Genomic DNA, 26,424 nt, shown 5'->3' with positions numbered 1-26,424 from the left:
TTTCGACTTGAAAGGGGGTGAAAAATTGCAGCTAGGAATGATTAATTCATTGAGAAAAATGGAATTAGCAAGTGGTAGTCAAGGAATACCAAGCGAAAAAATAGATGGACAGTTTATGTTAATGTTAAATGCCCTAAAAACAAGACCTCCACAAAATGAGTCCAGTCAAAAGGACGGACAAGCAAAAGAGGGCATAAATCAGCTATTAGACATACTATCTAGTTCAGCGGATGTAAGCCTTATGTCAAATAGGGAAGATAAATTGGAGGCAGAAGCAGTAAGCTTTTCGACAGAAGATGATCAGCTTTCATTAAATCTGAAACATTTAGTTACCACTTATCATTCTTTTTCGGATAGGGAAGAAACGCTTGATTTAGATGTATCGAATCTGGATTCCATTTTAACAAATACATTTGCTAATCTAGAAAGCAAAATTACTCAGGTTTTAAAGAACGAAACGAATACGAAGATTGCCCCAGATATGTTTAATCAAACAGAATTACCGGTTTTACTTTCGGATTTAAAACAGCTTGAGCATACAGCGAATAATCTGCCTGATATTTCGGTTAATGAAAAAATTTCGGAAACGGTACAAGATTTACAGGGGTTAATCGTTTCTATAACCAAATTCATCGAATCAAATGAATCAACGAAAAAAAATGTGGAAAAGGATACTAATCTTAAAGCAGGATATTCATTTACCAATGAAAATAATTTTATCGTTGGATATAATAAGCTGTCTTCCACAAAAATCACCGTGCAAAAAGCAGATAAAGAGCAAGCAATAGAAGTGAAACAAGAAGATACGGATGCTATTTTGAGTGAAGCTGATCCAAGTAGTTTTATGTTTTCAAATCCTGAGAAGCTTGAAGTGGAGATAGAAGCTCCAACATCAGAAATATTACAATCATCTGTGAAGAAACTTGAACATAAGTCTGAGACAAATGTTTCTGAGAATTCAATTGGGAAAAATGAAGATATTAGGAATTTTAGCCCTACTGAACAGCCAAGTGGTCGTATGAATAAACAAATGGTTGATCAAGCGAATATTAACCCTCGAGTGAAGAATACAGATACAAATCATGCGCATGAAGGAAATCATCTAGTTCAAATGAATGGAAAACAAGATTATGCAGAAGGATATCAAGAGGGATTAATCCTACCAACTGATCAAAATAATCAAAATAGCGTATCCAAAGTAAATAATGCAGTAGAATCTCTAGTTAAGGAAACAACGATAGCAGCTGAGAGCACTGGTGAAATGATTTCGAAAGCTCCAACTCCTAATACAGTGATAGATAGGACGAAAGATAATCCTTTGTGGATCGCAATTAATCCAAATAATGGATTAGAAAATCAAAAAGAAAACAGCCAATCTATAAAAAATAGTTTGCTTGATTCCAATTCAGAAGAAACAGCAACATCCTTTAACGAAGCAGAATTAATGGCTAGTAAGGAAAATGGGGAAAACGTAAAAAGATTTTCGACTATGGATTCAAAGCTGTTAGCAATACAAAATCGTGTATTGTTAGAAACTAGAAATGCGGTTGGAAAAGAAGCAAATACAACGAAGCAAAAGATCGATACTTTGCAATCAACCCAATCGAATCTTTTTCAAGGAGATAATCGCCTTACAGAAGCAACAACGGAGCTTAAATCGATTATTTCTTCTATTCTATCCAAGCTAGATAAACAACCAGAAGGAAAGAGTGCAACAGTTGTTCAAAAAGTCATGAATCCGATAATGGTAAGCTCCTTACGAAAAACAGGAGACATAATCTTACCATATGTAGGAATGAAGGAAGCAGTTGAAGTAAGTCAGGAAGATGCAAACACGAATGTGCTTCCATCTATGCAAAATTCCTATATAAAACAACATCCGTTTGTATTGTTAACAGACACAGGGAAAATGGCACAGCCAAAAGATGTCGAGGAACAGTTTACTAAACTATTAGCAAATAGTACGTTTACAAAAGTCGGCGATATGCAAAAGCTCTCCATTCGTCTTGCGCCAGATCATTTAGGATCAATTCGAATCGAAATTACGCAAAATGAGGGCAATATGATAGCTAGAATTATTACCACAAATGCTGAGGCAAAAGAAGCTTTAGATAAACAGCTTACTAGCTTAAAGCATGGATTTACTGCACAAAATTTGCAAGTGGATAAACTGGACATCGTTGTCTCTACTCCACCACAGGAGAAACTGCAAAAAGAGCAACAGCAGCAACAAGAACAGCAACAATCTCAATCACAAAGAGAGAAGAAAGATGCTGATGAAGAGGAGAAAAATCGAAAATCTTCTTTTTTTGATGAACTATTAAATATGGAAATATAGAGGAGCAAGTAAAAGATGGCAAATACAATTAATGATTCTTCTCTTTATTTATCAGACTATCAGAAATCAAATAATTCTACTGGCAGTTCGTCTTTAGGAAAAGATGATTTCTTGAAAATTTTGATTACTCAATTGCAAAACCAAGACCCAACTAGTCCGATGGATGATAAAGAGTTTATCGCACAGATGGCTCAATTCTCAAGCTTAGAACAAATGCAAAATTTGAATACATCTATGACAAACTTAATTTCCCTGCAAACACAGTCCAATTTAATTTCTTATGGACAATTTATGGGGCAAGATGTGAATTGGAGCAAGGTAGAAACCGATGACGAAGGGAACAGTACGACAACTTCTGGAGTAGGAAAAGTAAGCTCCATTGCTTATACAGAAGATAGCGTCGTATTTACACTAGAAGATGGAACACAAGTTACTCCAGCAAATATATCGAGCATGAGTTCAAGCTCTTCAGAAAACAATCTAGTACTAGCAAGCCAGTTAATTGGAAAAACGGTTTCTTATTACAATGAAAATAAGGAAGAAGTGAGTAGCAAAGTTCAGTCTGTATCTTTAAAAAATGGACAAATACTACTAACATTAGATGATGAGGCGGAGAGCCAAATTACCTCAGGACAAATTACAAAAATTGAATAGGAAGTGATTAGATGGATAAGCCTATTTATCCCTCCATAAAATCACAAGCTGCTATTAAAAATGGTATTGAGGCGATTAAATCCAAGTCAACTGTGCATAAAGCACAAAATCTCACATCGTTTTCGACTCATTTCCATCAGTCCATTTCATCCTTAAATACGCTGAATATTAGTAAACATGCAAACGAGAGACTTCAGCAACGGGGGATTGAAATAGATGATGCCAAATGGAAGGCGATAGAAGAAAAAGTTACCCAAGCAAAGAAAATGGGAATAAAAGAATCACTCATACTTTTAAATAATGCCGCATTAATCGTAAGTGCAAAAAACAATACGGTAATTACAGCAATGGATCGTGACGAAGCGACAGATCAAATTTTCACTAATATAAATGGAACAATCATTATGAATTAAAAAAAGGCTGGACCAAAAATGGAGGCCAAAAGCTGCTGAGTGATAGAGGCAGTTCATTCGAAGGGAGATAATTATACATGTTACGTTCATTATATTCAGGAATCAGTGGAATGAAAAACTTTCAAACAAAATTAGATGTTACTGGTAATAATATCGCAAACGTAAATACGTATGGATTTAAAAAAGGTCGTGTGACGTTTAGTGATTTAATAAGTCAAACAACAGCATCTGCAACTGCACCGTCAGCAACAACAGGGGGGATTAATGCAAAACAGGTTGGGCTAGGTGCACAAATTGCTTCTGTCGATACATTGCATACTCAAGGTAGCATGCAGACAACGGGTAGAATATTAGACTTAGCTATTTCAGGAGATGGTTATTTTGTATTAAGATCACCAGGCTCTACTACAGATTACTATACAAGAGCTGGTAATTTCTACTTGGATGGAGATCGTAATATTGTGGCGACAAATGGTATGGTGTTACAAGTAGAAAATGGAATTACCGATGTTACAGTTACTACAGATGAAGATGGTAATACAGATACAACAGTAGAGAGAGCTGGGGAAAATACTACATCGGGAACAAAAATTCCTGAAACTGCACAAAGTTATAGTATATCTGCAGATGGAAAAATCAGTTATGTTGATGAAAATGGTGAGACTCAAGAAGCTGGACAAATTGTCATGGCGAAAGTAGCAAACCCAGAAGGTTTAACGAAATCTGGAGCAAATTTATATCAAGCTTCTAATAACTCAGGTGATTTAGCTACTGGTGGACTTGTAACATCTGGTGTTGCTGGAACAGGTTCCATTAACAGTGGATTCCTTGAAATGTCGAACGTTGACCTATCAGAAGAATTCACAGATATGATTGTTTCTCAAAGAGGATTTCAAGCAAACACTAAAATTATTACAACTTCTGATGAAATTCTTCAAGAACTAGTTAACTTAAAACGATAATTTTAATTGGAGGGGAAGAGGCTTTCCGTTAGGTTAGCCTCGCATATAAAAAATGATACATTTAACTCGACTAAACGGGAAAAAGTTTTTATTAAATGCTTTATTTATTGAAACAGTCGAATCCTTTCCTGATACAACTATTACTTTAACAAATGGAAATAAATTTGTTGTTAAAGAAAGGGAAGAGGAAGTTTTAGAGAAAATGAATCATTTTTTTCAAAAGGTGAACCTCTTCGGATTACCACATGTGGGAGAGAAGGACGATGAAGAATAATAAAGTTATTATTACAATGCTTGTTTTATTACTAGTCATAACACTAGCCGGAGCTGGAGCATTCATTTATATTTGGAAATTCACTGGCGATGAGAAGGACAAAGAACCTTCGATTGAAGAAATCTTGGAATCCTCTGTTGAAATGGAAGAAATTACGACGAACTTAGCATCCGATAATTTCATTAGAATATCCTTTACGATTCAGACAGATAGTAAGAAGGCGAAGGAAGAACTAGAAAAACGGGACTTCCAAGTGAAAAATATTATTATTCAAGAGCTATCTGAGAAAACTACAGAAGACTTAAAAGGAAAAAAAGGACAAATTCAATTAGAGAACGATCTCAAGGATAAGATTAACGAACTGATGCAAGAAGGCAAGGTAGTCCAAGTTTATATTGTAAACTCTCTACACCAATAAAATAAAAGAGAAAAAGATGGAGGTGAGTAATTTTGTCAGCTGATATTTTATCCCAAAATGAAATAGATGCCCTTCTTTCTGCACTATCCTCTGGTGAGATGGATGCAGATGAATTGAAGAAAGAGCAGCAGGAAAAAAAGGTTAAGGTCTATGATTTTAAAAGAGCATTAAGATTCTCGAAGGATCAGATTCGAAGTTTAACAAGGATCCATGAAAATTATGCTAGATTATTAACTACCTTTTTCTCTGCACAATTAAGAACATATGTGCAAATTACAGTTACATCAGCAGATCAAATTCCATATGAAGAGTTCATTCGCTCGATTCCTAAAATGACCATTTTAAATGTGTTCGATGTTCCACCACTAGAGGGAAGAATCCTGATGGAAGTGAATCCTAATATAGCCTATGCTATGATGGATCGAATGATGGGTGGGAGAGGCAGCAGTATCAATAAAGTCGAAAATTTGACAGAAATTGAAACAAAAATAATGTCAAATACTTTTGAAAGTGCCTTTGATCACTTTAGGGAGGCAATGGAAGATCTTATAGAAATTGAACCTAGCCTTGCAGAGTTTGAAGTAAATCCACAGTTTTTACAAATGGTTTCTCCAAATGAAACAGTAGTAGTTATTTCGTTAAGTACTACGATTGGTGAAACGAGTGGAATGATTAATATATGTATTCCCCATGTGGTGCTTGAGCCTATCATGCCAAAGCTATCCGGACATTATTGGATGCAGGCAGAGAAAAAGGAAAGATTGCCTGAATTTACATCTCGTCTTGAAGAGAATATTCAGCAGTCGATTGTGCCATTAGTAGCTGAATTAGGTACATCTGATATTTCTATCCAAGATTTTTTAATGTTGGATATTGGTGATGTAATTGAAATGAATCAAACGATACAACAACCCTTAATTATTAAAGTTGGAGATATCCCTAAATTTATTGGACAACCAGGAAAAGTAAATAAAAAAATGGCCGTTCAGATTTTAGGAACTTTAGAGGAGGGGAAGGAAGATGGTGAGTAAGGATATGCTATCACAAGATGAAATTGATGCTCTCTTAAGGGGAGATACTGTAACAAACGAAAGTTCAGAGATGGATGTAGAAAAGTACTTATCGGATATAGAAAAAGATACGTTGGGGGAAATTGGAAATATATCCTTCGGTAGCTCGGCAACAGCTTTATCTACATTATTAAACCAAAAAGTCGATATTACAACACCAAGTGTTAGTGTAATCTCAAAAAATATGTTATCAGACGAATTTCCGCAGCCCTATGTGGGGATTAGAGTCAATTATACAGAAGGATTTACTGGTATGAATTTACTTGTTATTGAACAAGCGGATGCTGCTGTTATTGCTGACTTAATGCTTGGTGGAGATGGGCTTAATGCTAGTAAGGATATGTTAGATGAAATCCAGTTAAGTGCTGTTCAAGAAGCAATGAACCAAATGATGGGTTCTGCAGCTACATCCATGTCCACCATTTTTAGCAAAAAAGTCGATATATCGCCTCCTAGTATTGATATTTTAGATATAAATCATGGAGAAGGAACGGATACGATTCCGGATGAAGATATTTTTGCGAAAATTTCCTTCCGCATCAGGATAGGAAATTTAATAGATTCTAAAATCATGCAATTATTACAGCTTTCTTTTGCGAAAGATTTAGTAGAAGGATTATTAAATCCAGATATTAAAGAAGAAGGCGTTTCAAATATTCCCAAAGTCGATTATAATTCAGTATATGAGCCAAAAGAACCGATGCAAGAGTCACGTGTACAAAGTAATAATCAGCAAGTATCTAACGAAATGCCTAATAATAATAATCAGGTCAATTATGCCAATACAAATGCTAATCAGAACAACGTGAATCATCAGCAACAATATTTTGGCTCAGGTTCTAATACACAAGGTCCGCCACCCAATGTGCAGCCTGCAGGGTTTTCTAGCTTTGAAATGCAACCACAAATGACGACAGAAACAAAAAATCTAGATATGTTGTTAGATATACCTTTACAAGTAACGGTTGAGCTTGGAAGAACAAAAAGATCCGTTAGAGAAATATTAGAGCTGTCCTCAGGTTCCATTATTGAGTTAGACAAGTTAGCCGGAGAACCAGTGGATATTCTTGTAAATAATTGTTTGGTAGCACAAGGGGAAGTAGTGGTAATTGATGAGAATTTCGGTGTTCGTGTAACCGATATTGTTAGTCAAAAGGATCGATTAAAGAATTTAAAATAATTTTGGGGGTATTGAGGAAAATGGCACAAAAAATACTAATTGTTGATGACGCAGCATTTATGCGAATGATGATCAAGGATATTCTATCAAAGAATGGATATGAAATTGTTGGAGAAGCTGCAGATGGTATGCAAGCAATTGAAAAATTTAAGGAAACACAACCAGATTTAGTAACAATGGACATTACCATGCCAGAAATGGATGGGATTACAGCTTTAAAAGAAATTAAAAAGCTAAACCCAAATGCGAAAGTTATTATGTGTTCAGCAATGGGACAACAAGCGATGGTTATTGATGCAATACAGGCGGGTGCGAAGGATTTTATTGTTAAGCCATTTCAAGCAGATCGTGTATTAGAAGCAATCAGTAAAACATTAGGCTAAAAATGAAAATAGAGGGTGCCGAATGTGAATAAAGCATATTTATTAATTCGTTGTTCACTACTCATCATTGTTCTGCTAGGCTTTGGAACGAAAGCCTATGCAGAACAAATTGATAAAAGTGTATATGATATTTTACATAATGAAAAATCAGAAGAGAACAAAAAGCAAGAAGATGCAAATAAAGATACAACAGAAGAAAGTACGAATGCTGAAGATCAAACATCGGATCAGTCTGAATTACTGCTAGATGAATCAGATAGAGAGGAATCAGGTTCCATTGGTGTTACCATTTGGGATTTTATTAAGATGATCTTTGCAACCATATTTGTCATTTTTTTAATGTATTTTATTCTGCGATTTATCAATAAAAGAAATCATGGTTATAAGAACGCGCAAATTATTGAAAATATTGGTGGTACTGGCTTAGGTTCCAATCGATCCATTCAATTAATAAAAGTAGGGAATCGATTACTAATAGTAGGTGTTGGAGATAGTATTCAATTAATTAAAGAGATTGATGATGAACAAGAGTATAAAGAAATTTTAGAAGAATATAATCGGAAATTAGATCAGCTAGTACAACCAAGCGATATTGTGACAAAGGTGAAGAAGATAGTAGCTTCCGGTCATTCTACATCGAAGCCAAAAGACTCTTTTTCTATGCGCTTGTCAAAAGAACTAGAGCGAATATCGAGTGAACGTAAGGAAAAGATGGATGTACTGGAGAAGAAAAAGAAAGGAACGTCTGAAAAAAATGAATGAGTTTATGCAGTTGTTTAGTAACAATGACCCAGGAAATGTTTCAACTTCTGTTCAATTGTTATTATTATTAACCGTCCTTTCTTTAGCACCTAGTATCATCATTTTACTAACTAGTTTTACGAGAATAGTGATTGTTCTTTCCTTTGTCAGAACGGCGCTTGCAACACAGCAAATGCCTCCTAATCAAGTAATTGTTGGGTTAGCTTTGTTTTTAACATTTTTTATTATGGCTCCAACTTTTCAGGAAGTAAACGATAAAGCACTGACCCCTTTATTTAATGAAGAAATTACATTAGAGGAAGCATATGATAACGCAGCATTACCCTTTAAAGAATTTATGAGTAAGCACACGCGTCAGAAAGACTTAGCGCTATTTTTAAATTATTCGAATGCAGAAGCTCCTGAATCAATTGAAGATATTCCCTTAACTACAATGGTTCCTGCTTTTGCAATTAGTGAATTAAAAACAGCCTTTCAAATAGGATTTATGATTTTTATCCCATTTTTAGTCATTGATATGGTTGTTGCAAGTATTCTGATGTCTATGGGGATGATGATGTTACCACCTGTTATGATTTCCTTGCCGTTTAAAATTCTACTTTTCATTATGGTAGATGGTTGGTATCTAGTTGTAAAATCACTGTTAGAAAGTTTTTAAGAAGGTGAAAAAATGTCACAGGAAATGGTTATTTCCATTGCTGAGAAAGGTATAATTACCGTTTTAATTGTCAGTGGTCCATTGTTAATTATTGCTTTAGCAGTTGGACTAATAATCAGTATTTTTCAAGCGACAACACAAATTCAAGAACAGACTTTGGCCTTTGTACCAAAAATCGTAGCTGTTCTTGTTGGGCTTGTTTTCTTTGGATCATGGATGTTAAGTCACATGCTTTCCTATACGAAAGATATATTTTCGAATCTAACAAGGTTTATTGGATAGAAAGATGATGGATGAACTTTTATCAAATTTTCCAGCATTCTTACTTATCGTCGTTCGGGTTACTTCGTTCTTTTTAATGTTGCCTATATTTTCTTATCGGACGATTCCTACATCTTTTAAAGTAGGTTTAGGCTTTTTTTTATCTTTAATTATGTTTTGGGGAATGGATGTGCCAACACTAGCAATTGATTCAACCTACTACTTTCTTATTATGAAAGAAGCCATGGTAGGGATACTAATTGGATTTGTTGCCTATATGTTGTTTGCTGCCATTCAAATCGCAGGTGGTTTTATAGATTTTCAAATGGGATTTGCTATTGCAAATGTCATAGATCCCCAAACAGGTACGCAAAGTCCACTTACTGGTCAATATTTAACCATTATTGCTATGTTCTTTTTGTTAGCATCTAATGGTCACCATTTATTATTAGATGGAATTTTTTATAGCTATCAATATATACCGCTAGACCAGGCTTGGATTCATTTTGGTGATGGGAATTTGGCAGAATTTCTCCTTAAAACATTCAGTTTAATGTTTGTAATTGCCTTTCAAATGTCCATTCCTATTGTCGGGAGCATCTTTCTTGTTGATGTGGGATTAGGAATTGTCGCAAGAACCGTTCCACAATTAAATATCTTTGTTGTTGGGGTTCCCATTAAACTAATTGCAGGCTTAGTCATTCTCTTTATTGTTATAGGGGTACTCATGTCTTCCGTCTCTCATTTATTCTCATCCATTTTAACAACAATGAGGGGAATAATGAACATATTAGGAGGTGGTGGATAAATGAAACTCCTACGAGTGAATCTACAGTACTTTGCAGGAGAAAAAACAGAAAAAGCTACTCCTAAGAAAAGACAAGATACTAGAAAAAAAGGACAAGTTGCAAAAAGTCAGGACGTTAATACAGCACTTGTTCTTTTAGTTGTATTTGGTGTATTAAGCTTCACAGGTGGATATCTTTTAGATGGATTAATGTCCATTCTCACTTTTACTTTTAGTGATTTTACGAACATTAACACTTCTGTAAATTCTATGCAGGCCTTGTTTTTAGATATTGTGAAGGAAGCTGCACTTCTATTAAGCCCTATTTTAATTGCAGCCCTTATTGGGGGAATAGTAGCTAATTATATGCAAGTTGGTGTTTTGTTCTCGCCCGAAGCAATTAAATTGAAATTAGAAAAAATAAATCCTCTATCAGGATTTAAGAGAATGTTTTCCCTTCGCTCCATTGTTGAGCTCTTAAAGTCTTTGCTTAAAATTACGGTAATCGGCATCGTTGTTTTTTCTGTTCTATGGGGAAAAATGGATGAAATCCTTATTCTTTCCCATAAATCAATCGGTTCTATTGCAGTGACAATTGCTAAATTAACCGTGCAAATGGGACTTTATGCGTCCGTTGCACTGTTAGTAATATCGCTAATGGACTATATGTATCAACGATATGATTATGAAAAAAATATTCGGATGTCAAAGCAAGACATTAAAGATGAATATAAAAACATGGAGGGGGACCCATTATTAAAGTCAAAAATAAAACAAAAGCAAAGAGAAATGGCGATGCACCGAATGATGCAGGATGTGCCTTCTGCAGATGTAGTCATTACTAATCCCACTCATTATGCAATTTGTTTAAAATATGATGAGGAAAAGTATGATGCACCCTATGTTGTTGCCAAGGGAGTAGATTTTATTGCACAAAAAATAAAGCTAGTGGCAAAAGAAAATAATGTTGTGATGGTAGAAAATCGTCCATTAGCACGAGCTATGTATAATCAAGTAGAGATAGGAGATTTAGTGCCTGAAGAATTTTATAAAGCAGTTGCGGAAATTCTTGCTATTGTCTACCAGACGAGAGATAAATAATGCGAGAATTATTAGTAAATGAATTATTGTAAATAATAAGGAATCAAATGTGCGTTTTTAAGGAGCGGAAGAAATGGCAAGGAAAGACTTAATCGTAGTGATAGGAGTAATTCTCATTATTGCAATGTTAATTATTCCATTTCCAACGTGGTTATTAAGTGTTCTTATCTTACTTAATATTACATTGGCGCTACTCATCCTATTATTAACTATGAATATGAGTGAAGCTCTCGAATTCTCTATTTTCCCTTCGCTTTTGCTATTAACAACCCTTTTTCGACTAGGGCTTAATGTATCCACTACTAGATCCATTTTATCTACAGGGGATGCAGGTGGGGTAGTACATACCTTTGGAACCTTTGTTATTGGCGGAAATATTGTTGTTGGGTTAGTGGTCTTTTTAATTCTGGTTATCATTCAATTTGTAGTTATTACGAAAGGTTCAGAGCGTGTATCAGAAGTCGCAGCTCGTTTTACATTAGATGCTATGCCAGGGAAGCAAATGAGTATTGATGCTGATTTAAATGCTGGAATTATTTCCGAGCAAGAAGCAAGACAGCGTCGAGAAAAAGTAAGTAGAGAAGCAGATTTTTACGGTTCTATGGATGGTGCCAGTAAGTTCGTTAAAGGGGATGCCATTGCTGGTATTATTATTGTTTTTATCAACCTGATTTTTGGAATTGTAATTGGAATGACCCAGCTTGGAATGGCAACCGCAGATGCTGCCCAGCACTTTTCTTTACTTTCAGTAGGGGACGGAATTGTCAGCCAAATACCTGCATTATTAATTTCTACTGCAACAGGTATTGTGGTAACAAGAGCTGCTTCTGAAGGTAACCTAGGTTCTGATATTACATCACAGCTAATGGCTTATCCGAAAATGCTGTATGTTGCTGGCGGAACCATTTTTCTCTTAGGATTATTTACACCGATAGATGACTTTTTAACCATTCCTATTGCAGGACTTCTTATCTTTGGTGCCTATTACTTGTCGATAAAGCCAAAGCCTGATTTGGAGCAGATGCAAGAGATGGAGGAAGAAATACAGACAGATGAGTTGAAGAGTCCAGAAAGTGTCGTTAGTTTATTAAATGTGGATCCAATTGAATTTGAGTTTGGATATGGACTGATTCCGCTTGCAGATGCTAATCAAGGTGGAGACCTGTTAGATCGAGTTGTTATGATTAGGAGACAACTAGCAATAGAATTAGGACTGGTAATACCTGTTGTCCGTATAAGAGATAATATTCAATTACAGCCAAATGAATATCGGTTAAAAATAAAAGGGAATGAGAGAGCGCGCGGAGAGCTATTGTTGGATCATTATTTAGCAATGAGTCCAGGGATGGATGATGATGCTATAGAAGGTATTGATACTATTGAGCCATCCTTTGGGCTACCAGCTAAATGGATTACAGAAAGCACAAAGGAACAAGCAGAAATATTTGGATATACAGTAGTAGATCCGCCATCTGTCGTATCGACCCATATTACGGAGGTTATTAAGGCAAATGCTTATGAATTATTAGGCAGACAAGAGACAAAACAATTAGTGGATCATGTGAAGGAAAGCTACCCAATCTTAATTGAAGAAGTGACACCTAGTCCGTTATCTATAGGAGAAATCCAAAAGGTTCTCGCAAAATTGTTAAAAGAAAATGTTTCTATCCGCAATTTGCCAGTGATTTTTGAAACATTAGCAGACTTTGGGAAGATGACATCTGATACAGATTTACTTGTTGAGTATGTAAGACAATCATTAGCTCGTCAAATAACCAATCAATATTCAAATCAAAATGATTCCCTAAAAGTTGTAACTTTATCAGGAAAAGTGGAAAAACTAATAGTGGATAATATACAACAAACAGAACATGGAAACTTTTTGGCACTTGATCCAAGTGTTTCTCAGTCCATTTTAGAAAGCATCGCAGGACAAATTGAGCAACTGTCTGTCATGGAACAGCTACCGATTCTTTTATGCTCACCAGCTGTTCGTATGTATATAAGACAATTGACAGAACGCTATTTTCCACAAGTTCCAGTATTATCGTACAATGAATTAGAAGCAAATGTGGAAGTTCAAAGTGTGGGAGTTGTGAATATCGAATGAAAATACAAAAATATATAGCACGTGATATGCCGGAAGCTATGAAAAGAATTCGAGCTGAATTAGGAAATGATGCCGTTATTCTTCATTCTAAAGTGATTTATACAGGAGGCTTCTTAGGCCTTTTTAAAAAAAGAAACATAGAAGTCCTTGCAGCAATTGATCCAAGTGTTTCGGATGTGCCCGTTCCTCAATATAAACAAATGAAGAAGAACGAGGTGCGGCATCCAATATTAATAAAAGAACAACCACCTAACACAAAATCTTTTGATCAACCTAGTATAGATCAGTCAGTGAATGGGAAAGGGAGTGCTGATTATCCGGATATCGTAAAGCAACTTGATGAAATTAATCAACATGTACAAGCATTTGGAGACTTAAGTAGCAATGTCTCCTTCTCCATCCCTACTCCTATAAAAAAAGTAGTGCACCAATTAGCAAAACATGAAATAGAAAAATCCATTAAAGACAGATTGGTTAAAGAACTTGTGGCTAAATGGTATGCAGCAGGGGAAAATGTACAAGAACCTGATGTTTTTAAATGGGCACAACAGCTTCTATTAACGGAAATTTCCTCCTATTCCTTTGGAGAAATCTCTTTATCCAAAAAATATATTAATGTAATTGGTCCTACCGGTGTAGGAAAGACAACAACTTTAGCAAAAATAGCAGCAAATATAATTTTAAAGCAACAAAAAACGGTAGGCTTTATTACGACAGATACATACAGGATTGGAGCGATTGAACAGCTTAAAACATATGCAACTATTTTGGATGTTCCCCTTGAGGTTTGCTATTCGATGGAAGATTTTGAAAACGCAACAAGGAAATTAGAAAATTGCGATATTATTTTAATTGATACAGCAGGAAGAAATTTTCGAAATAAAAAATATGTTGAAGATTTGATGCAAGTTGTCGATTATAAAAGAGAAATGGAAACATTGCTTGTTCTATCGTTGACGGCAAAGCAGAAAGACTTAGAAGAGATATATCAACAATTTTCAGCAATTGAAATCGACTCATTTATTTTTACAAAATTAGACGAAACGTCTTCTTATGGAGCAATGATCAATTTAATCGTTTCATGCAAAAAGGGTGTTGCCTATATTACGACAGGGCAGAATGTTCCTGACGATATTATCCAAGCAACGCCAATAGAGCTGGTAAATAAAATAATTGAGGTAGATTAAGAATGACAGATCAGGCTTCAATCTTAAGAAAAAAAATCGAGCAATTGAATACAAATCGTAAAAATCAGTCCAATCACAAAACATTAGCCATTATAAGTGGAAAAGGTGGGGTTGGGAAATCAAATTTTTCTCTTAATTTTGCCCTTACGTTACAAAAACGGGGCTACCGTACATTGCTAATTGATATGGATATAGGAATGGGCAATATTGATATTTTAATGGGAACCCAATCTCGTTTTACAATTGTTGATTTTTTTAGAAATAATATCGGCTTTGAGAATATTATTACAAAGGGGTTCGAGGGACTAGATTATATTGCAGGTGGTTCTGGACTTAGTGATTTTGTTGATATCGAGGAGGAGAAGCTTGAAAGTTTCTTTCAGCATTTTTATATGTTGTTAAGCCAATATGATTATATCCTCCTTGATATGGGAGCAGGAATCAGTACGGATTCCTTAAAATTCATATTATCTGTTGATGATTGTATTGTCATCACTACGCCGGAACCGACATCGATAACAGATGCTTATGCAGCGATGAAATTCATTCATACGAGGAACAATACACTCCCATTGTATCTTGTCGTTAATCGTGCGATAACGAAAAAAGATGGAGTGGAGACACTCCAAAAGCTTCGTCAAGTAGTGAAACAATTTTTACATCGAGACCTTATTAACCTAGGTTATATTCCTGATGATGCAAATGTTGCACAGGCTGTCAGAAAACAAATTCCTTTCGTCTTTTTTAATGAAAAATCAGAAGCATCTAAAGCTTTGTGTGAAATTGCCGATAGATATGGTAAACAACAGTTTACAGAATCTCATCAATTTAATAGACACTCTTTTGTGTCAAAATTAAAAAGGTTTTTGTTTGAAAGGTAGTTGGGGATTAAAGTGGAGAAAATAAAGGTTCTCGTTATTGACGATTCTGCATTTATGCGGAAGCTAATTACTGATTTTCTTTCTGAAGACACGAGAATAACCGTTATTGGCACCGCTAGAAATGGCGAGGATGGCATTAAAAAAGTCAAGGAATTAGCTCCTGATGTGGTAACTCTTGATGTTGAGATGCCAGTATTAGATGGACTAAGTGCTTTAAAGAGAATGATGGCAGAGCATCCTGTACCAGTTCTAATGCTTTCAAGTATAACGAAGGCGGGAGCGGAAAGTACCATTCAGGCAATGCAGGCAGGTGCAATTGATTTTATTACAAAGCCATCTGGTTCTATTTCTCTAGATTTATATAAAGTAAAGCAGGAATTAATAGAAAAAATAATTTTGGCAAGCAATGTAAAGCGAAAAACATTAATAAATCTCTCTAATGAAGGAAAAAAGACTATTCCTTCACAATCTTCTTATAGTAAAATGGAACCAAGCGAAGAAAAAGAGAAAGTAGTACAAAAGATAGGTTTTTCAGATAAATGGATGAAACCTATGAAAAAAGTAGTGGTTATTGGAACATCGACAGGTGGTCCAAGAGCGTTGCAAAAAGTTTTAACTAGTTTACCAAGTGATATAGAAGCACCGATTTTAGTGGTTCAGCATATGCCAGCAGGATTTACCCGTTCGCTTGCAAATCGCCTTAATACGTTATCGGCGATTACAGTAAAGGAGGCCGAACATGGCGAAATTATCCGTAATGGTGTTGCCTATATCGCGCCAGGTGGTTTGCATTTAAAGGTAAAGACAGCTGGAGGTCATACAGCCATTGTGTTGGACGAAGCAGCACCTCTAAACGGTCATCGGCCATCAGTAGATGTAATGTTTGAGTCTGTTAGCGAATTGAAAGCCTATGCAAAAATTGCAGTTATTATGACTGGTATGGGTTCTGATGGTACAGAGGGTTTAAAGAAATTAGCAAGACAAGGCTATCTAAAGGCTATCGCTGAGTCGCAAGAAACATGTATAGTTTTTGGAATGCCTAAAACAGCTATTGCCACGAATTATATAGATGATATTCAAAAGGTAGATCAAATTGCGGAAACTATTATGAAATATGTATAACGTCAAGGGATGTGAAGCAAGGTGGAAATGAGTCAGTATTTAGAAGTTTTTATTGAAGAGAGTAAAGAACATTTACAAGCATGTAATGAACATCTATTAGAATTGGAAAAGGATCCTGAGAATTTACAAATAGTAAATGAGATTTTCCGTGCAGCCCATACTTTAAAAGGGATGTCGGCGACAATGGGGTATGAGGACTTAGCAAGCTTAACCCATCAAATGGAAAATGTGCTTGATGCAATCAGAAATAAGAAGATTGTTTTTTCTCCAGAAATATTGGATGTCATTTTCTTAGCTGTCGATGATCTTGATGCGATGGTAGAATCAATTGCTAGTGGTGGAGACGGAAAGAGAAATGTAGAGGAAGTTGTTGAAAAGCTTGTTCAAATCGAAAAAGGTGAACCGATAAATCAACTTAAGAAAGCGGAGGTTGAGGTTGCCGCTACTACTATAGAAAAAGCTCCAGCAAGAGAAAATCATTATGATCAATTTGAAACGACCGTATTACAACAATCAGCAGATCAAGGTTTTTTTACTTATGAAATTAATATTACATTGAAAAGCGACTGTTTATTAAAAGCTGCAAGAGTATATATGATTTTTGAAGCTTTAGAATCATTAGGAGAAGTTGTTAAATCGGTGCCAGCTGTAGATGAGCTAGAGGAAGAAAAGTTTGATTATGACTTTATGGTAACTCTTATATCAAAAGAAGCAGCTAATAAAATAGAAACATCTATCATGAAAGTTTCAGAAGTAGAAAAGGTAGAAGTAAGAGAGTTTTTTGCAACTAGTATATCAGGTAAGCAAGCAGACCAATCTACAACTGAAAGGAATGTGGTGGAGGAAGGGCAGGAAGAAAAGAAAAATACTCCTGTTGCAGAAAATGATGCTCCTGCAGAAAATAAGCAGCCAGAGAAACAAACGGCGACTAAAATTTCGAATAAGACCATTCGTGTTAATATTGAGCGTTTAGATATTTTGATGAATCTTTTTGAGGAGCTTGTTATAGACAGAGGAAGATTAGAGCAAATATCTTCTAATCTCAAAGATCAAGAGCTGCATGAAACCGTGGAGAGAATGTCAAGAGTAACAGGAGACCTGCAAAATATTATTTTGAATATGCGAATGGTTCCTGTTGAAACCGTGTTTAATCGTTTTCCAAGAATGGTAAGACAGCTTGCTCGTGATTTAAATAAGAAAATTGACTTGCAAATCATTGGTGCTGAAACAGAACTCGATCGTACGGTTATTGACGAAATTGGCGATCCGTTAGTTCATTTAATCCGCAATGCGCTTGATCATGGAGTGGAAACACCAGAGGTTAGAAGAGCAAATAATAAACATGAAGAAGGGACAGTCGTTCTTCGTGCATATCATAGCGGGAACCATGTTTTTATTGAGCTCGAAGATGATGGAGCAGGGATAAATAAAGAGAAAGTTCTTTCTAAAGCTATTAATAAAGGCATTGTTTCAAAAGAAATAGCTAAGACATTAACGGATTCGCAAATTGCTGAACTTATTTTTGCATCTGGGTTTTCTACCGCAGACCAAATCTCAGATATTTCGGGACGTGGCGTAGGACTTGATGTTGTAAAAAATACAATAGAATCTTTAGGTGGTTCCATCACAATCGAATCAGAAGAAGGAAAAGGATCGCTATTCTCTATTCAATTACCATTAACCCTATCGATTATTTCTGTAATGCTAGTAGAAATTCAAGCTGAAAAGTATGCCATTCCATTGTCATCGATTATTGAGACAGCCATTGTTTATAAAAAGGATGTAATGCATGCCCATAATCAGACAGTCATTGATTTCCGAGGTAAAGTGGTTCCATTATTATTCTTAAAAGATATTTTTGATGTTCCATCAACAAAAGCGGAAAGTGAATATTATTCAGTTGTTATCGTAAGAAAAGGAGAAAAACTCGCAGGTCTTGTTGTGGATGGATTTATCGGACAGCAAGAAGTTGTATTAAAGTCATTAGGTGCTTACCTTTCAAGTGCATATGCAATATCTGGGGCAACCATTTTGGGTGATGGACAAGTAGCACTAATAATGGATTGTAATGCATTAATTAAATAATTCTCTTATAAAAGATGTATGTCTATGTAGCAAACATAATACCCATTAATATTGCAAACACATCAAATGGTGGAAATGTTAATGCATGCTATAAAATGACATAAAGCATCACTTAGGTGATGATAAAGACTCTTTGGCTTTAGTATGTAGATAAGGTTAATTGGAGAGGGATGAAAAAGATGAGTGATGCAGTTTCAACAGACGAAAAATTAATAATATTTGAATTGAAAGGAAAGGAATATGCTATTTCTGTCAATGAAGTCATGTCCATTGAAAAGAATATGCATATTACTAGAATTCCAAATATCGCTCCTTTTGTTAAAGGTGTGATTAATTTAAGAGGAGTAGTAACGCCGATTATTGATTTACGGCTTCGGTTTAATTTGGAAGAAATTCCTTACACAGAAAGTACAAGAATCATCATTATTATGTTAGAAGATATGGAAGTAGGCATTATTGTTGATTCAGCCAATGATGTTGTAGATGTAGATACTGCTTTATATGAGCCAGCTCCAGAAACCATTAATGGGGATGAGGTTGATTATATTAAAGGGGTAGTCAAGCTTGATAAACGTTTACTAATTCTTGTAGATTTAGAAAAAGTGTTTGACCGCACTATTTTAAGAAATTATTCTACTACTAAAAGTGATGAATAAGCATGGGTTATATAAATGATATTGATTCAATGAAGCTTGATGTATTAAGAGAAATTGGTAATATTGGGGCAGGACACGCTGCAACCTCTTTGTCAAAGCTCCTTAATAAAAAGATTGATATGAAGGTGCCTGATGTTCAAATTGTAACATTTGATGAAATGATGGAAATGGCTGGAGGGGCAGATAATATTGTTGCAGGAGTTTTCTTAAGAATAGAGGGCGATGTTCCTGGAAGTATGTTCTTTATTCTTCCTATCGAGCAGGCAACTAAATTTGTCCAGGATATGATTGGAGATACTTCTGTTAACTTTGCACTGCCATATGATGAGTTATCTATTTCAGCATTACAGGAATTGGGAAATATTTTATCTGGTTCCTATTTATCTTCCTTATCCGATTTCACGCAGCTATCCTTATATCCATCTGTTCCAGCGCTTGCCATTGACATGGTTGGCGCGATTATTACATATGGATTAGTCGAACATTCACAAGTAAGCGATTATGCAATTGTCATCAATACAGAATTGAATGGAGAAGATATTAAGCTTTCTGATACTGTAAATGGACATTTCTTTTTATTGCCTGATCCAGACTCTTTTAGCACATTATTTCAGTCATTAGGAGTGAAAGATGGTGACTGAACAGACTACAGTGATAAAAGTTGGAATTGCTGATATGAATGTGGTACATCCTCCTAACACGATTCGAACCTCAGGACTCGGATCCTGTGTAGGAATTGTATTATATAGTCCAATGAAATCTATTGCTGGATTAGCACATATCATGCTGCCAGAAGCGTCTATTTCAAAATCTGGAACTATAAATAAGGCTAAATTTGCAGATACAGCGATTATTGAATTAGTGGAACGTTTAGAAGGGTTAGGGGTAAAAAGACATTCCTTATTAGCCAAAATTGCTGGCGGAGCGCAAATGTTTCAGTTTAATGGAACAAGCGATGTTATGAGAATAGGTCCTAGAAATGTAGAAGCAGTGAAAAATACATTGGAAGCATTAAGGATTAAAATAGTTAGTGAAGATGTAGGGGGGAATAGCGGAAGAACAATTGAATTTTCCCCAGCTACCCATCAATTAACGATTCGTACGGTGAACAAAGGAATACATATTATCTAAGTTGGACGAAAGTAGTTTGTTTAATGAACCGAATAGGAGTGAAGAATAAGACTGTCTCTCGTTAAAAAGAATTCCTATTCTATAGGTTATTCTTTGTTAAGAGCTAGTCTTTTTTTGCTGCTTTTTTATTGAATAAATACTATAGCAGTTTAACTGGAATGCTCCCATCGAGATTCTGTGAACATATTGTGGCCGAAAAGAAAACTTCTTATTTTTGAAGCAAATTTATAATAAGTCTTTATACCTATTTTTTGTAGCGGTATTAGAAAGGATAGATAAAAAATCATGTCTTCTGCTAAAATCAATAGTGAAATATATACATAAAAAGGGACGAAGTATCTTAATTATAATTCTTATTTTTTTGCTGAATGGATAGGAATGTAAAGGATAAAAATAAAAAGCACGAAAATGAAAAAATGGGACGACCTATTCTCCGTTCCTACTCCTAAACATAAGTAAGACTCTCACTTCTTGCTTTTTATAATTCAAAAGATAACAGGGAGACGAACCGTCCTTACATGTCCGAGGATTCAGCTGACCATTAGTGGGAGAAGGGGAAAGCCTGCTGATGAGTGTTCATTTTAGTGAATGGCTTTATAAATGTAGTTTTCTTGTAGAAAAAGGAAAGGAAAGAATGAAAGTCTCTTTCTCCTTTACGATTATAGACAGAAAAGATTTAGTGCGAATGTTAATGTTCACTGTTTTTTAGAGGAGGGTATTTAATGGCCAATGAGTCAACAACAGAAGAAAAGCAAGCATGGGAATTGTGGATTAGTTCGAGAGATCAAGAAGCAGGCAACCAGTTAATAAAGAAGTATATGCCTTTAGTTAGTTTTCATGTGCAAAGAATATCCATAGGATTACCGAAAAGTGTGTCGCGAGACGAATTAACGAGCCTCGGGATGATGGGTTTATATGATGCTTTACAACGATTTGATCCAAATAGAGACTTAAAGTTTGATACATATGCATCTTTTCGGATTAGAGGAAGTATTATTGATGGCCTTCGGAAGGAAGACTGGTTATCAAGGGGGACAAGGGAAAAGTCAAAGAAGATTGAAGCCGCAATTGAAAAACTGGAACAAAAATTAATGAGAAATATCACTGCACAGGAAGTTGCTGATGAATTAGGCACAAGTGTTGAAGAAGTGTATAGTACGATGAATGAACACTTTTTTGCCAATGTGCTATCTATTGATGAGCAGCTAAATGAGGGGGAGGAGAAAGAGGCACAAAGTTTTTCAATCCGAGATGATAAAACCATTATTCCAGAAGAAAAAGTTATCAAGGATGAATTAGTGCAAGAAATGGCAGAAAAAATTCAGGAGCTAAATGAGAAAGAACAGTTTGTTATTAGTTTGTTTTATAAAGAGGAATTAACGTTAACGGAAATCGGACAAGTAATGAATTTATCCACTTCAAGAATATCGCAAATACATTCAAAAGCTATCTTTAAATTAAGGCATTCTTTAGAAAAAGTAATCTAATGAAATGGGTGAAGGCATATGAGTTTGAAGGCAATAGAAATGCAAGTTGCTCTACCAAGAACTTATGATGCAGGAAAGCTTCAAGAACAACAAGATCAGAAACATCAGCAAATGTATTCTTTCGCTGCCAAAGAAGCTGGAAAAGAAGAGGAAAGAAAAAGAATAACGGTCATAAAGGGAGAAGGAAAGGGAAAAGTCAATTCTAATAAAAAGGGAGATAAACACCTTCACGAACAAACAAGGAGTGAAGAAAAGAAGGAGTTTAACGAAATAGAGAATACCACGATACACCCATATAAGGGACAAAGTATCGACTTTAGTGGATAGAGGGATAAAATGGTTAACTTTTTACTTTTTTTAAGCATTACATTAAATTTAATCGCTATACTTAGTATTGTCATTTTATATCTTAGACAAAACCGGTTTGTCGACATAGAAAAAGAACAGAAAAAGAATATAGAGGAAATGGAAGAAATAATTTCTACCTTTATATCGGAAATTAAAGAGGATAATGAACAGTTTATCGAAAAGCTTTATTCATTCCAACCTAAAGTAATACAACAGGAGAAGCGAGAGGAAAAAGAGATGGATGATGCGACAAACGTTGACTTTAAGCCGAAAGAGTTGAAAGGGAATAAAGCCATGTTAAATGTATATAAAAATACCTCTCCTTCTCCGTCTGAACGAGAAAATAATAAAGAAGATAGACTAGAGAAGGAAGATATGGAAGAGCTGTTGAACTTAATCCTTCCGCCAGAGAAAGAAAAGAAGGAAAAGTCTATTGCTGAATTAGCCTCTGAGATGCAAGCAGAAGGAAAAAGCATTGAGGAAATAGCGAAAACATTAAATAAAGGGAAGACAGAAATGGAGCTACTCCTTAAATTTAGACAAAATTCGTAAATATACTTGATTGTATGTAGTACATATGCTATATTAACAAATGGTGTTAATACACACGCTTTTGGATTTAATCATTGGTGCTGTATTATTTACAGTTTTGATTAAAAATGAAAAAAGCGGAGGAAATCAAAACCATTAGGAGGAAAAAACATGTCAGTTATTTCAATGAAACAATTACTTGAAGCTGGTGTACATTTCGGTCACCAAACTCGCCGTTGGAACCCAAAAATGAAAAAATATATTTTCACAGAGCGTAACGGCATTTACATCATCGACCTTCAAAAAACAGTTAAAAAGGTTGAAGAAGCTTATAACTATGTGAAAGAATTAGCTGGAAACGGCGGTACAGTTCTTTTCGTTGGTACGAAAAAGCAAGCACAAGATTCAGTTAAAGAGGAAGCTATCCGTTCTGGTCAATACTATGTAAACCAACGCTGGTTAGGTGGAACTTTAACTAACTTTGAAACGATTCAAAAGCGTATTGCTCGTCTTAAAGATATCGAAAGAATGTCTGAAGATGGCACTTTTGAAGTACTTCCTAAAAAAGAAGTAGTTCAATTAAACAAAGAGCTTGAGCGTTTAGAAAAATTCCTAGGCGGAATTAAAGATATGAAGAAGATTCCTGACTGCTTATTCATCGTAGATCCACGTAAAGAACGTATTGCAGTTGCAGAAGCTCATAAATTAAATATTCCAATCGTTGGTATTGTTGATACTAACTGTGATCCAGACGAAATTGATGTTGTTATTCCTGCGAATGATGATGCAATCCGTGCTGTTAAATTATTAACTGCAAAAATGGCAGATGCAATTCTTGAAGCTAAACAAGGCGAAGAAGTAACTTCTGCTTAATAGAACCGCATGACTTGTTACGAATGAGTTTAGGATCAATTTGATTGAACTTAATGGATAATAAGTATTTGTTTAGGGACTTGTGGAAAAGGTGATAAAGAGCATCCCTCTTATCACCTTTTTTTCAAGCATCCTGCTTAAAAGTGAAATAAAATGGTAAAAAAAATAATACATAAACCTTAAGGAGGCAAATTACTATGGCTGTTACAGCTCAAATGGTAAAAGAACTACGTGAAAAAACTGGTGCTGGAATGATGGATTGTAAAAAAGCACTTACTGAAACGAATGGAGATTTAGATAAAGCGATTGACTTCTTACGTGAAAAAGGTATTGCAAGTGCTGCTAAGAAAGCAGACCGTGTAGCTGCTGAAGGTTCAACTTATATCGCTGTAGAAGGTAATGAAGCAGTTATTCTTGAAGTAAACTCTGAAACTGATTTCGTTGCGAAAAACGAAGGTTTTCAAAACTTAGTAAACGAACTTGCTACACATTTATTAGCAACTAAACCTGCAACTGTAGAAGAAGCACATGCTTCAAACATTACGGAAGGTACAACAGTTGAATCACATATCAATGCAGCAATCGCTAAAATCGGTGAAAAATTATCTCTACGTCGTTTTGAAATCAAAACAAAAACAGATAATGATTCATTTGGTGCTTATCTTCACATGGGCGGACGCATTGGTGTTCTAACTGTATTAGAAGGAACTACTGATGATTCTGCTGCTAAAGATGTTGCAATGCACATTGCTGCATTAAATCCTAAATATGTATCTCGTGACCAAGTTTCTCAAGAAGAAGTGGCACATGAGAAAGAAGTATTAACACAACAAGCGCTTAACGAAGGAAAACCAGCTAAAATCGTTGAGAAAATGGTTGAAGGCCGCTTAAGCAAATATTTTGAAGATGTATGTGCACTTGATCAAACATTTGTTAAAAACCCTGACCAAAAGGTTCGTCAATTTGTAGAATCTAAAGGTGCTACTTTACGTGAATTCGTTCGTTACGAAGTGGGAGAAGGAATCGAAAAACGTGAAGATAACTTCGCTGAAGAAGTTATGAACCAAGTAAATAAGAAATAATAATAAATAAATGATTGATTAATTCATGTTATCATAGGGGGCACCACGGTGTTCCCTATTTTTCAAGATATTTCAAATATAGCGGAGGTTTCCATGAGTAGTAATCCAAAATATAAACGTGTTGTTCTGAAATTAAGTGGTGAAGCATTAGCTGGTGAAGCTGGATTTGGTATCAATCCAAGTGTAATCAAAAACGTAGCACAGCAAGTGAAGGAAGTTGCAGATCTTGGTGTAGAAGCGGCTGTAGTTGTTGGCGGTGGAAATATTTGGCGCGGTAAAATCGGGGAAGAAATGGGAATGGACCGAGCGAACGCTGATTATATGGGAATGCTTGCTACTGTTATGAATTCATTGGCACTTCAAGATAGTTTAGAGCAAATGGGCATTGAAACACGTGTACAATCTTCAATTGAAATGAGACAGGTAGCGGAGCCTTATATTAGAAGACGTGCCATTCGACATCTTGAGAAGAAACGTGTTGTGATTTTTGCTGCAGGAACTGGAAACCCTTATTTCTCAACAGATACAACAGCTGCCCTAAGAGCTGCTGAAATAGAGGCAGACGTTATTTTAATGGCAAAAAATAATGTGGACGGTGTATATTCAGCAGATCCGAAAGTAGATAAAACTGCAACGAAATTTGAAGAACTTACTTATTTTGATGTGATTAAAGACGGTCTTGCAGTAATGGATTCAACTGCTTCATCATTATGTATGGACAATGACATTCCGTTAATCGTGTTCTCTATCATGGAAGACGGCAATATTAAGAGAGCGGTAATGGGTGAGACAATTGGAACAATCGTGAGGGGGAAAAATAATGCCTAAACAAGTTATTGCAAATACAAAGGAAAAAATGAATAAAGCGATTCAAAGCTATTCACGTGAGCTTGCAAGTATTCGTGCAGGTAGAGCTAATGCTTCCTTATTAGATCGAATTACAGTAGATTATTATGGTGCACCAACACCAATCAATCAAATTGCTGGTATTAGTGTTCCAGAAGCTAGGTTGCTTGTAATTCAACCGTATGATAAAACGATTCTTGGAGATATTGAAAAAGCAATTCTTAAATCTGATATTGGATTAAATCCTTCAAACGATGGAAGTGTTATCCGTCTTTCTATTCCAATGCTTACAGAAGAGCGTCGTAAGGAATTAGTAAAGAACGTGAAAAAAGAATCCGAAGAAGCGAAAATTGCTATTCGTAATATCCGCCGAGACGGTAATGATGATCTAAAGAAATTAGAAAAAAACGGCGAAATCACAGAAGATGCACTACGCGGCTTTAATGAAGATATCCAAAAATTAACGGATGAATTCATTAGTAAAGTTGATGCGTTAACAAAAGAAAAAGAAAAAGAAATTTTAGAAGTATAACACTGCAAGGTACTAAGGTGTATTCTAATGAGAATTCTTTAGTTGATTCTTACAGCAATGGACACTAAACTTCTGCGGGAAGAGAGGGAAGTGGAAAAATCCCTGCAAGCTATAAGCCAAGGAGGCGCTCCTCCCATTTCTCTCCAAAAAAGCAAGTGTGTCTGGAGCGGAAATCAACGAGATTTGTTTATATGTTGATGAAACCCTCTACTATATAGGGGGTTTTTTTCTTCATCAAATTCATGTCTTTCTTTTCTAAAATTACTTTTTGTCTATTTAAGAGTAAGTTGTT

29 protein-coding genes are annotated in these 26,424 nt (G+C 35.4%); all 29 read left to right on the top strand.

The window, feature by feature from the left end; translation table 11 throughout:
* The first annotated feature begins 25 nt into the window (after window positions 1–25).
* The 29 genes from QQZ16_RS10530 (at window position 26) to frr (ending at window position 26,132) form a co-directional block, all read left to right on the top strand.
* Complete coding sequence (locus QQZ16_RS10530; protein ID WP_031534490.1) at window positions 26–2,338, top strand: flagellar hook-length control protein FliK; 2,313 nt, start codon at window positions 26–28, stop codon at window positions 2,336–2,338.
* A gap of 15 nt (window positions 2,339–2,353) precedes the next feature.
* Window positions 2,354–2,992: a flagellar hook assembly protein FlgD gene (flgD, locus tag QQZ16_RS10525; RefSeq protein ID WP_284561339.1), complete on the top strand. Its 639-nt coding sequence runs from the start codon at window positions 2,354–2,356 to the stop codon at window positions 2,990–2,992.
* Window positions 2,993–3,003: 11 nt separating this feature from the next.
* Entirely contained in the window at window positions 3,004–3,405 is a 402-nt protein-coding gene (locus QQZ16_RS10520) for a TIGR02530 family flagellar biosynthesis protein (protein WP_235247683.1), read from the top strand.
* A gap of 77 nt (window positions 3,406–3,482) precedes the next feature.
* Window positions 3,483–4,367 (top strand): flagellar basal body rod protein FlgG, encoded by an 885-nt coding sequence (flgG, locus tag QQZ16_RS10515; protein WP_031534496.1) that lies wholly within the window; start codon window positions 3,483–3,485, stop codon window positions 4,365–4,367.
* A 52-nt stretch (window positions 4,368–4,419) separates the two neighbouring features.
* Window positions 4,420–4,641, top strand: coding sequence for a flagellar FlbD family protein (locus QQZ16_RS10510; RefSeq protein WP_031534498.1), 222 nt, complete (start codon window positions 4,420–4,422; stop codon window positions 4,639–4,641).
* On the top strand, window positions 4,631–5,059 hold the full coding sequence (gene fliL / locus QQZ16_RS10505; protein WP_284561338.1) for a flagellar basal body-associated protein FliL: 429 nt from the start codon (window positions 4,631–4,633) through the stop codon (window positions 5,057–5,059). The genes QQZ16_RS10510 and fliL overlap by 11 nt, the downstream gene beginning before the upstream one ends.
* Before the next feature lie 32 nt (window positions 5,060–5,091).
* On the top strand, window positions 5,092–6,090 hold the full coding sequence (gene fliM / locus QQZ16_RS10500; protein ID WP_031534501.1) for a flagellar motor switch protein FliM: 999 nt from the start codon (window positions 5,092–5,094) through the stop codon (window positions 6,088–6,090).
* A complete protein-coding gene (gene fliY, locus QQZ16_RS10495; RefSeq protein WP_284561337.1) occupies window positions 6,080–7,309 on the top strand; it encodes a flagellar motor switch phosphatase FliY in 1,230 nt (409 codons plus the stop codon). Before fliM ends, fliY begins: the two co-directional genes overlap by 11 nt.
* Window positions 7,310–7,329: 20 nt before the next feature.
* Entirely contained in the window at window positions 7,330–7,692 is a 363-nt protein-coding gene (locus tag QQZ16_RS10490; RefSeq protein WP_031534505.1) for a response regulator, read from the top strand.
* Window positions 7,693–7,716: 24 nt separating this feature from the next.
* A complete protein-coding gene (locus QQZ16_RS10485) occupies window positions 7,717–8,454 on the top strand; it encodes a flagellar biosynthetic protein FliO (protein WP_284561336.1) in 738 nt (245 codons plus the stop codon).
* Entirely contained in the window at window positions 8,447–9,112 is a 666-nt protein-coding gene (fliP, locus tag QQZ16_RS10480; RefSeq protein WP_031534508.1) for a flagellar type III secretion system pore protein FliP, read from the top strand. Before QQZ16_RS10485 ends, fliP begins: the two co-directional genes overlap by 8 nt.
* A gap of 12 nt (window positions 9,113–9,124) precedes the next feature.
* Window positions 9,125–9,394 carry a flagellar biosynthesis protein FliQ gene (gene fliQ / locus QQZ16_RS10475; protein WP_284561335.1) on the top strand — a complete coding sequence of 90 codons (270 nt, stop codon included), beginning with the start codon at window positions 9,125–9,127 and terminating at the stop codon, window positions 9,392–9,394.
* Between the two features lie 7 nt (window positions 9,395–9,401).
* Window positions 9,402–10,181 (top strand): flagellar biosynthetic protein FliR, encoded by a 780-nt coding sequence (fliR, locus tag QQZ16_RS10470; RefSeq protein ID WP_031534512.1) that lies wholly within the window; start codon window positions 9,402–9,404, stop codon window positions 10,179–10,181.
* On the top strand, window positions 10,182–11,261 hold the full coding sequence (gene flhB / locus QQZ16_RS10465; protein WP_284561334.1) for a flagellar biosynthesis protein FlhB: 1,080 nt from the start codon (window positions 10,182–10,184) through the stop codon (window positions 11,259–11,261).
* A gap of 73 nt (window positions 11,262–11,334) precedes the next feature.
* On the top strand, window positions 11,335–13,371 hold the full coding sequence (flhA, locus tag QQZ16_RS10460) for a flagellar biosynthesis protein FlhA (protein WP_284561333.1): 2,037 nt from the start codon (window positions 11,335–11,337) through the stop codon (window positions 13,369–13,371).
* Window positions 13,368–14,558 carry a flagellar biosynthesis protein FlhF gene (gene flhF, locus QQZ16_RS10455; RefSeq protein WP_031534520.1) on the top strand — a complete coding sequence of 397 codons (1,191 nt, stop codon included), beginning with the start codon at window positions 13,368–13,370 and terminating at the stop codon, window positions 14,556–14,558. The genes flhA and flhF overlap by 4 nt, the downstream gene beginning before the upstream one ends.
* 2 nt (window positions 14,559–14,560) lie before the next feature.
* On the top strand, window positions 14,561–15,439 hold the full coding sequence (locus tag QQZ16_RS10450) for a MinD/ParA family protein (protein ID WP_284561332.1): 879 nt from the start codon (window positions 14,561–14,563) through the stop codon (window positions 15,437–15,439).
* A gap of 12 nt (window positions 15,440–15,451) precedes the next feature.
* On the top strand, window positions 15,452–16,561 hold the full coding sequence (locus tag QQZ16_RS10445) for a protein-glutamate methylesterase/protein-glutamine glutaminase (RefSeq protein ID WP_031534523.1): 1,110 nt from the start codon (window positions 15,452–15,454) through the stop codon (window positions 16,559–16,561).
* Window positions 16,562–16,582: 21 nt separating this feature from the next.
* Window positions 16,583–18,646, top strand: a complete 2,064-nt coding sequence (locus tag QQZ16_RS10440; RefSeq protein ID WP_284561331.1) for a chemotaxis protein CheA — start codon at window positions 16,583–16,585, stop codon at window positions 18,644–18,646.
* Window positions 18,647–18,825: 179 nt separating this feature from the next.
* Entirely contained in the window at window positions 18,826–19,302 is a 477-nt protein-coding gene (locus QQZ16_RS10435; protein ID WP_035415917.1) for a chemotaxis protein CheW, read from the top strand.
* 2 nt (window positions 19,303–19,304) lie between these two features.
* The gene (locus QQZ16_RS10430) at window positions 19,305–19,943 is read left to right on the top strand and encodes a chemotaxis protein CheC (RefSeq protein WP_284561330.1); all 639 of its coding nucleotides are present in this window, start codon (window positions 19,305–19,307) and stop codon (window positions 19,941–19,943) included.
* Window positions 19,936–20,433 carry a chemotaxis protein CheD gene (locus tag QQZ16_RS10425; RefSeq protein ID WP_081836533.1) on the top strand — a complete coding sequence of 166 codons (498 nt, stop codon included), beginning with the start codon at window positions 19,936–19,938 and terminating at the stop codon, window positions 20,431–20,433. The genes QQZ16_RS10430 and QQZ16_RS10425 overlap by 8 nt, the downstream gene beginning before the upstream one ends.
* Window positions 20,434–21,155: 722 nt before the next feature.
* Window positions 21,156–21,920 carry a FliA/WhiG family RNA polymerase sigma factor gene (locus tag QQZ16_RS10420; protein WP_284561329.1) on the top strand — a complete coding sequence of 255 codons (765 nt, stop codon included), beginning with the start codon at window positions 21,156–21,158 and terminating at the stop codon, window positions 21,918–21,920.
* Between the two features lie 18 nt (window positions 21,921–21,938).
* Window positions 21,939–22,247, top strand: coding sequence for a hypothetical protein (locus QQZ16_RS10415; protein WP_031534533.1), 309 nt, complete (start codon window positions 21,939–21,941; stop codon window positions 22,245–22,247).
* A gap of 9 nt (window positions 22,248–22,256) precedes the next feature.
* Complete coding sequence (locus QQZ16_RS10410; RefSeq protein ID WP_031534535.1) at window positions 22,257–22,820, top strand: hypothetical protein; 564 nt, start codon at window positions 22,257–22,259, stop codon at window positions 22,818–22,820.
* A 150-nt stretch (window positions 22,821–22,970) separates the two neighbouring features.
* Window positions 22,971–23,672, top strand: a complete 702-nt coding sequence (gene rpsB, locus QQZ16_RS10405; protein ID WP_031534537.1) for a 30S ribosomal protein S2 — start codon at window positions 22,971–22,973, stop codon at window positions 23,670–23,672.
* Window positions 23,673–23,869: 197 nt separating this feature from the next.
* Entirely contained in the window at window positions 23,870–24,754 is an 885-nt protein-coding gene (gene tsf, locus QQZ16_RS10400; protein ID WP_031534538.1) for a translation elongation factor Ts, read from the top strand.
* Window positions 24,755–24,847: 93 nt separating this feature from the next.
* Window positions 24,848–25,582: a UMP kinase gene (gene pyrH / locus QQZ16_RS10395; protein ID WP_031534539.1), complete on the top strand. Its 735-nt coding sequence runs from the start codon at window positions 24,848–24,850 to the stop codon at window positions 25,580–25,582.
* Window positions 25,575–26,132 (top strand): ribosome recycling factor, encoded by a 558-nt coding sequence (frr, locus tag QQZ16_RS10390; RefSeq protein WP_031534542.1) that lies wholly within the window; start codon window positions 25,575–25,577, stop codon window positions 26,130–26,132. Before pyrH ends, frr begins: the two co-directional genes overlap by 8 nt.
* Window positions 26,133–26,424: the final 292 nt, after the last annotated feature.

The sequence above is a fragment of the Bacillus sp. T2.9-1 genome, from assembly GCF_950097965.1.
Taxonomy (GTDB): Bacteria; Bacillota; Bacilli; order Bacillales; family Cytobacillaceae; genus Niallia; species Niallia hominis.
The sequence above is the reverse complement of the archived record's forward strand: the minus strand, read 5'-3'. Positions and strand labels throughout refer to the sequence as shown.

Excerpts from the sequence above, each read along its gene's own strand:
- flgD (WP_284561339.1), top strand. The coding sequence starts at position 2,354 with ATGGCAAATACAATTAATGATTCTTCTCTTTATTTATCAGACTATCAG.
- QQZ16_RS10520 (WP_235247683.1), top strand. The coding sequence starts at position 3,004 with ATGGATAAGCCTATTTATCCCTCCATAAAATCACAAGCTGCTATTAAA.
- flgG (WP_031534496.1), top strand. The coding sequence starts at position 3,483 with ATGTTACGTTCATTATATTCAGGAATCAGTGGAATGAAAAACTTTCAA.
- QQZ16_RS10510 (WP_031534498.1), top strand. The coding sequence starts at position 4,420 with ATGATACATTTAACTCGACTAAACGGGAAAAAGTTTTTATTAAATGCT.
- fliL (WP_284561338.1), top strand. The coding sequence starts at position 4,631 with ATGAAGAATAATAAAGTTATTATTACAATGCTTGTTTTATTACTAGTC.
- fliY (WP_284561337.1), top strand. The coding sequence starts at position 6,080 with ATGGTGAGTAAGGATATGCTATCACAAGATGAAATTGATGCTCTCTTA.
- QQZ16_RS10490 (WP_031534505.1), top strand. The coding sequence starts at position 7,330 with ATGGCACAAAAAATACTAATTGTTGATGACGCAGCATTTATGCGAATG.
- fliP (WP_031534508.1), top strand. The coding sequence starts at position 8,447 with ATGAATGAGTTTATGCAGTTGTTTAGTAACAATGACCCAGGAAATGTT.
- fliQ (WP_284561335.1), top strand. The coding sequence starts at position 9,125 with ATGTCACAGGAAATGGTTATTTCCATTGCTGAGAAAGGTATAATTACC.
- fliR (WP_031534512.1), top strand. The coding sequence starts at position 9,402 with ATGGATGAACTTTTATCAAATTTTCCAGCATTCTTACTTATCGTCGTT.
- flhB (WP_284561334.1), top strand. The coding sequence starts at position 10,182 with ATGAAACTCCTACGAGTGAATCTACAGTACTTTGCAGGAGAAAAAACA.
- flhA (WP_284561333.1), top strand. The coding sequence starts at position 11,335 with ATGGCAAGGAAAGACTTAATCGTAGTGATAGGAGTAATTCTCATTATT.
- flhF (WP_031534520.1), top strand. The coding sequence starts at position 13,368 with ATGAAAATACAAAAATATATAGCACGTGATATGCCGGAAGCTATGAAA.
- QQZ16_RS10450 (WP_284561332.1), top strand. The coding sequence starts at position 14,561 with ATGACAGATCAGGCTTCAATCTTAAGAAAAAAAATCGAGCAATTGAAT.
- QQZ16_RS10435 (WP_035415917.1), top strand. The coding sequence starts at position 18,826 with ATGAGTGATGCAGTTTCAACAGACGAAAAATTAATAATATTTGAATTG.
- QQZ16_RS10430 (WP_284561330.1), top strand. The coding sequence starts at position 19,305 with ATGGGTTATATAAATGATATTGATTCAATGAAGCTTGATGTATTAAGA.
- QQZ16_RS10420 (WP_284561329.1), top strand. The coding sequence starts at position 21,156 with ATGGCCAATGAGTCAACAACAGAAGAAAAGCAAGCATGGGAATTGTGG.
- QQZ16_RS10415 (WP_031534533.1), top strand. The coding sequence starts at position 21,939 with ATGAGTTTGAAGGCAATAGAAATGCAAGTTGCTCTACCAAGAACTTAT.
- QQZ16_RS10410 (WP_031534535.1), top strand. The coding sequence starts at position 22,257 with ATGGTTAACTTTTTACTTTTTTTAAGCATTACATTAAATTTAATCGCT.
- rpsB (WP_031534537.1), top strand. The coding sequence starts at position 22,971 with ATGTCAGTTATTTCAATGAAACAATTACTTGAAGCTGGTGTACATTTC.
- tsf (WP_031534538.1), top strand. The coding sequence starts at position 23,870 with ATGGCTGTTACAGCTCAAATGGTAAAAGAACTACGTGAAAAAACTGGT.
- pyrH (WP_031534539.1), top strand. The coding sequence starts at position 24,848 with ATGAGTAGTAATCCAAAATATAAACGTGTTGTTCTGAAATTAAGTGGT.
- frr (WP_031534542.1), top strand. The coding sequence starts at position 25,575 with ATGCCTAAACAAGTTATTGCAAATACAAAGGAAAAAATGAATAAAGCG.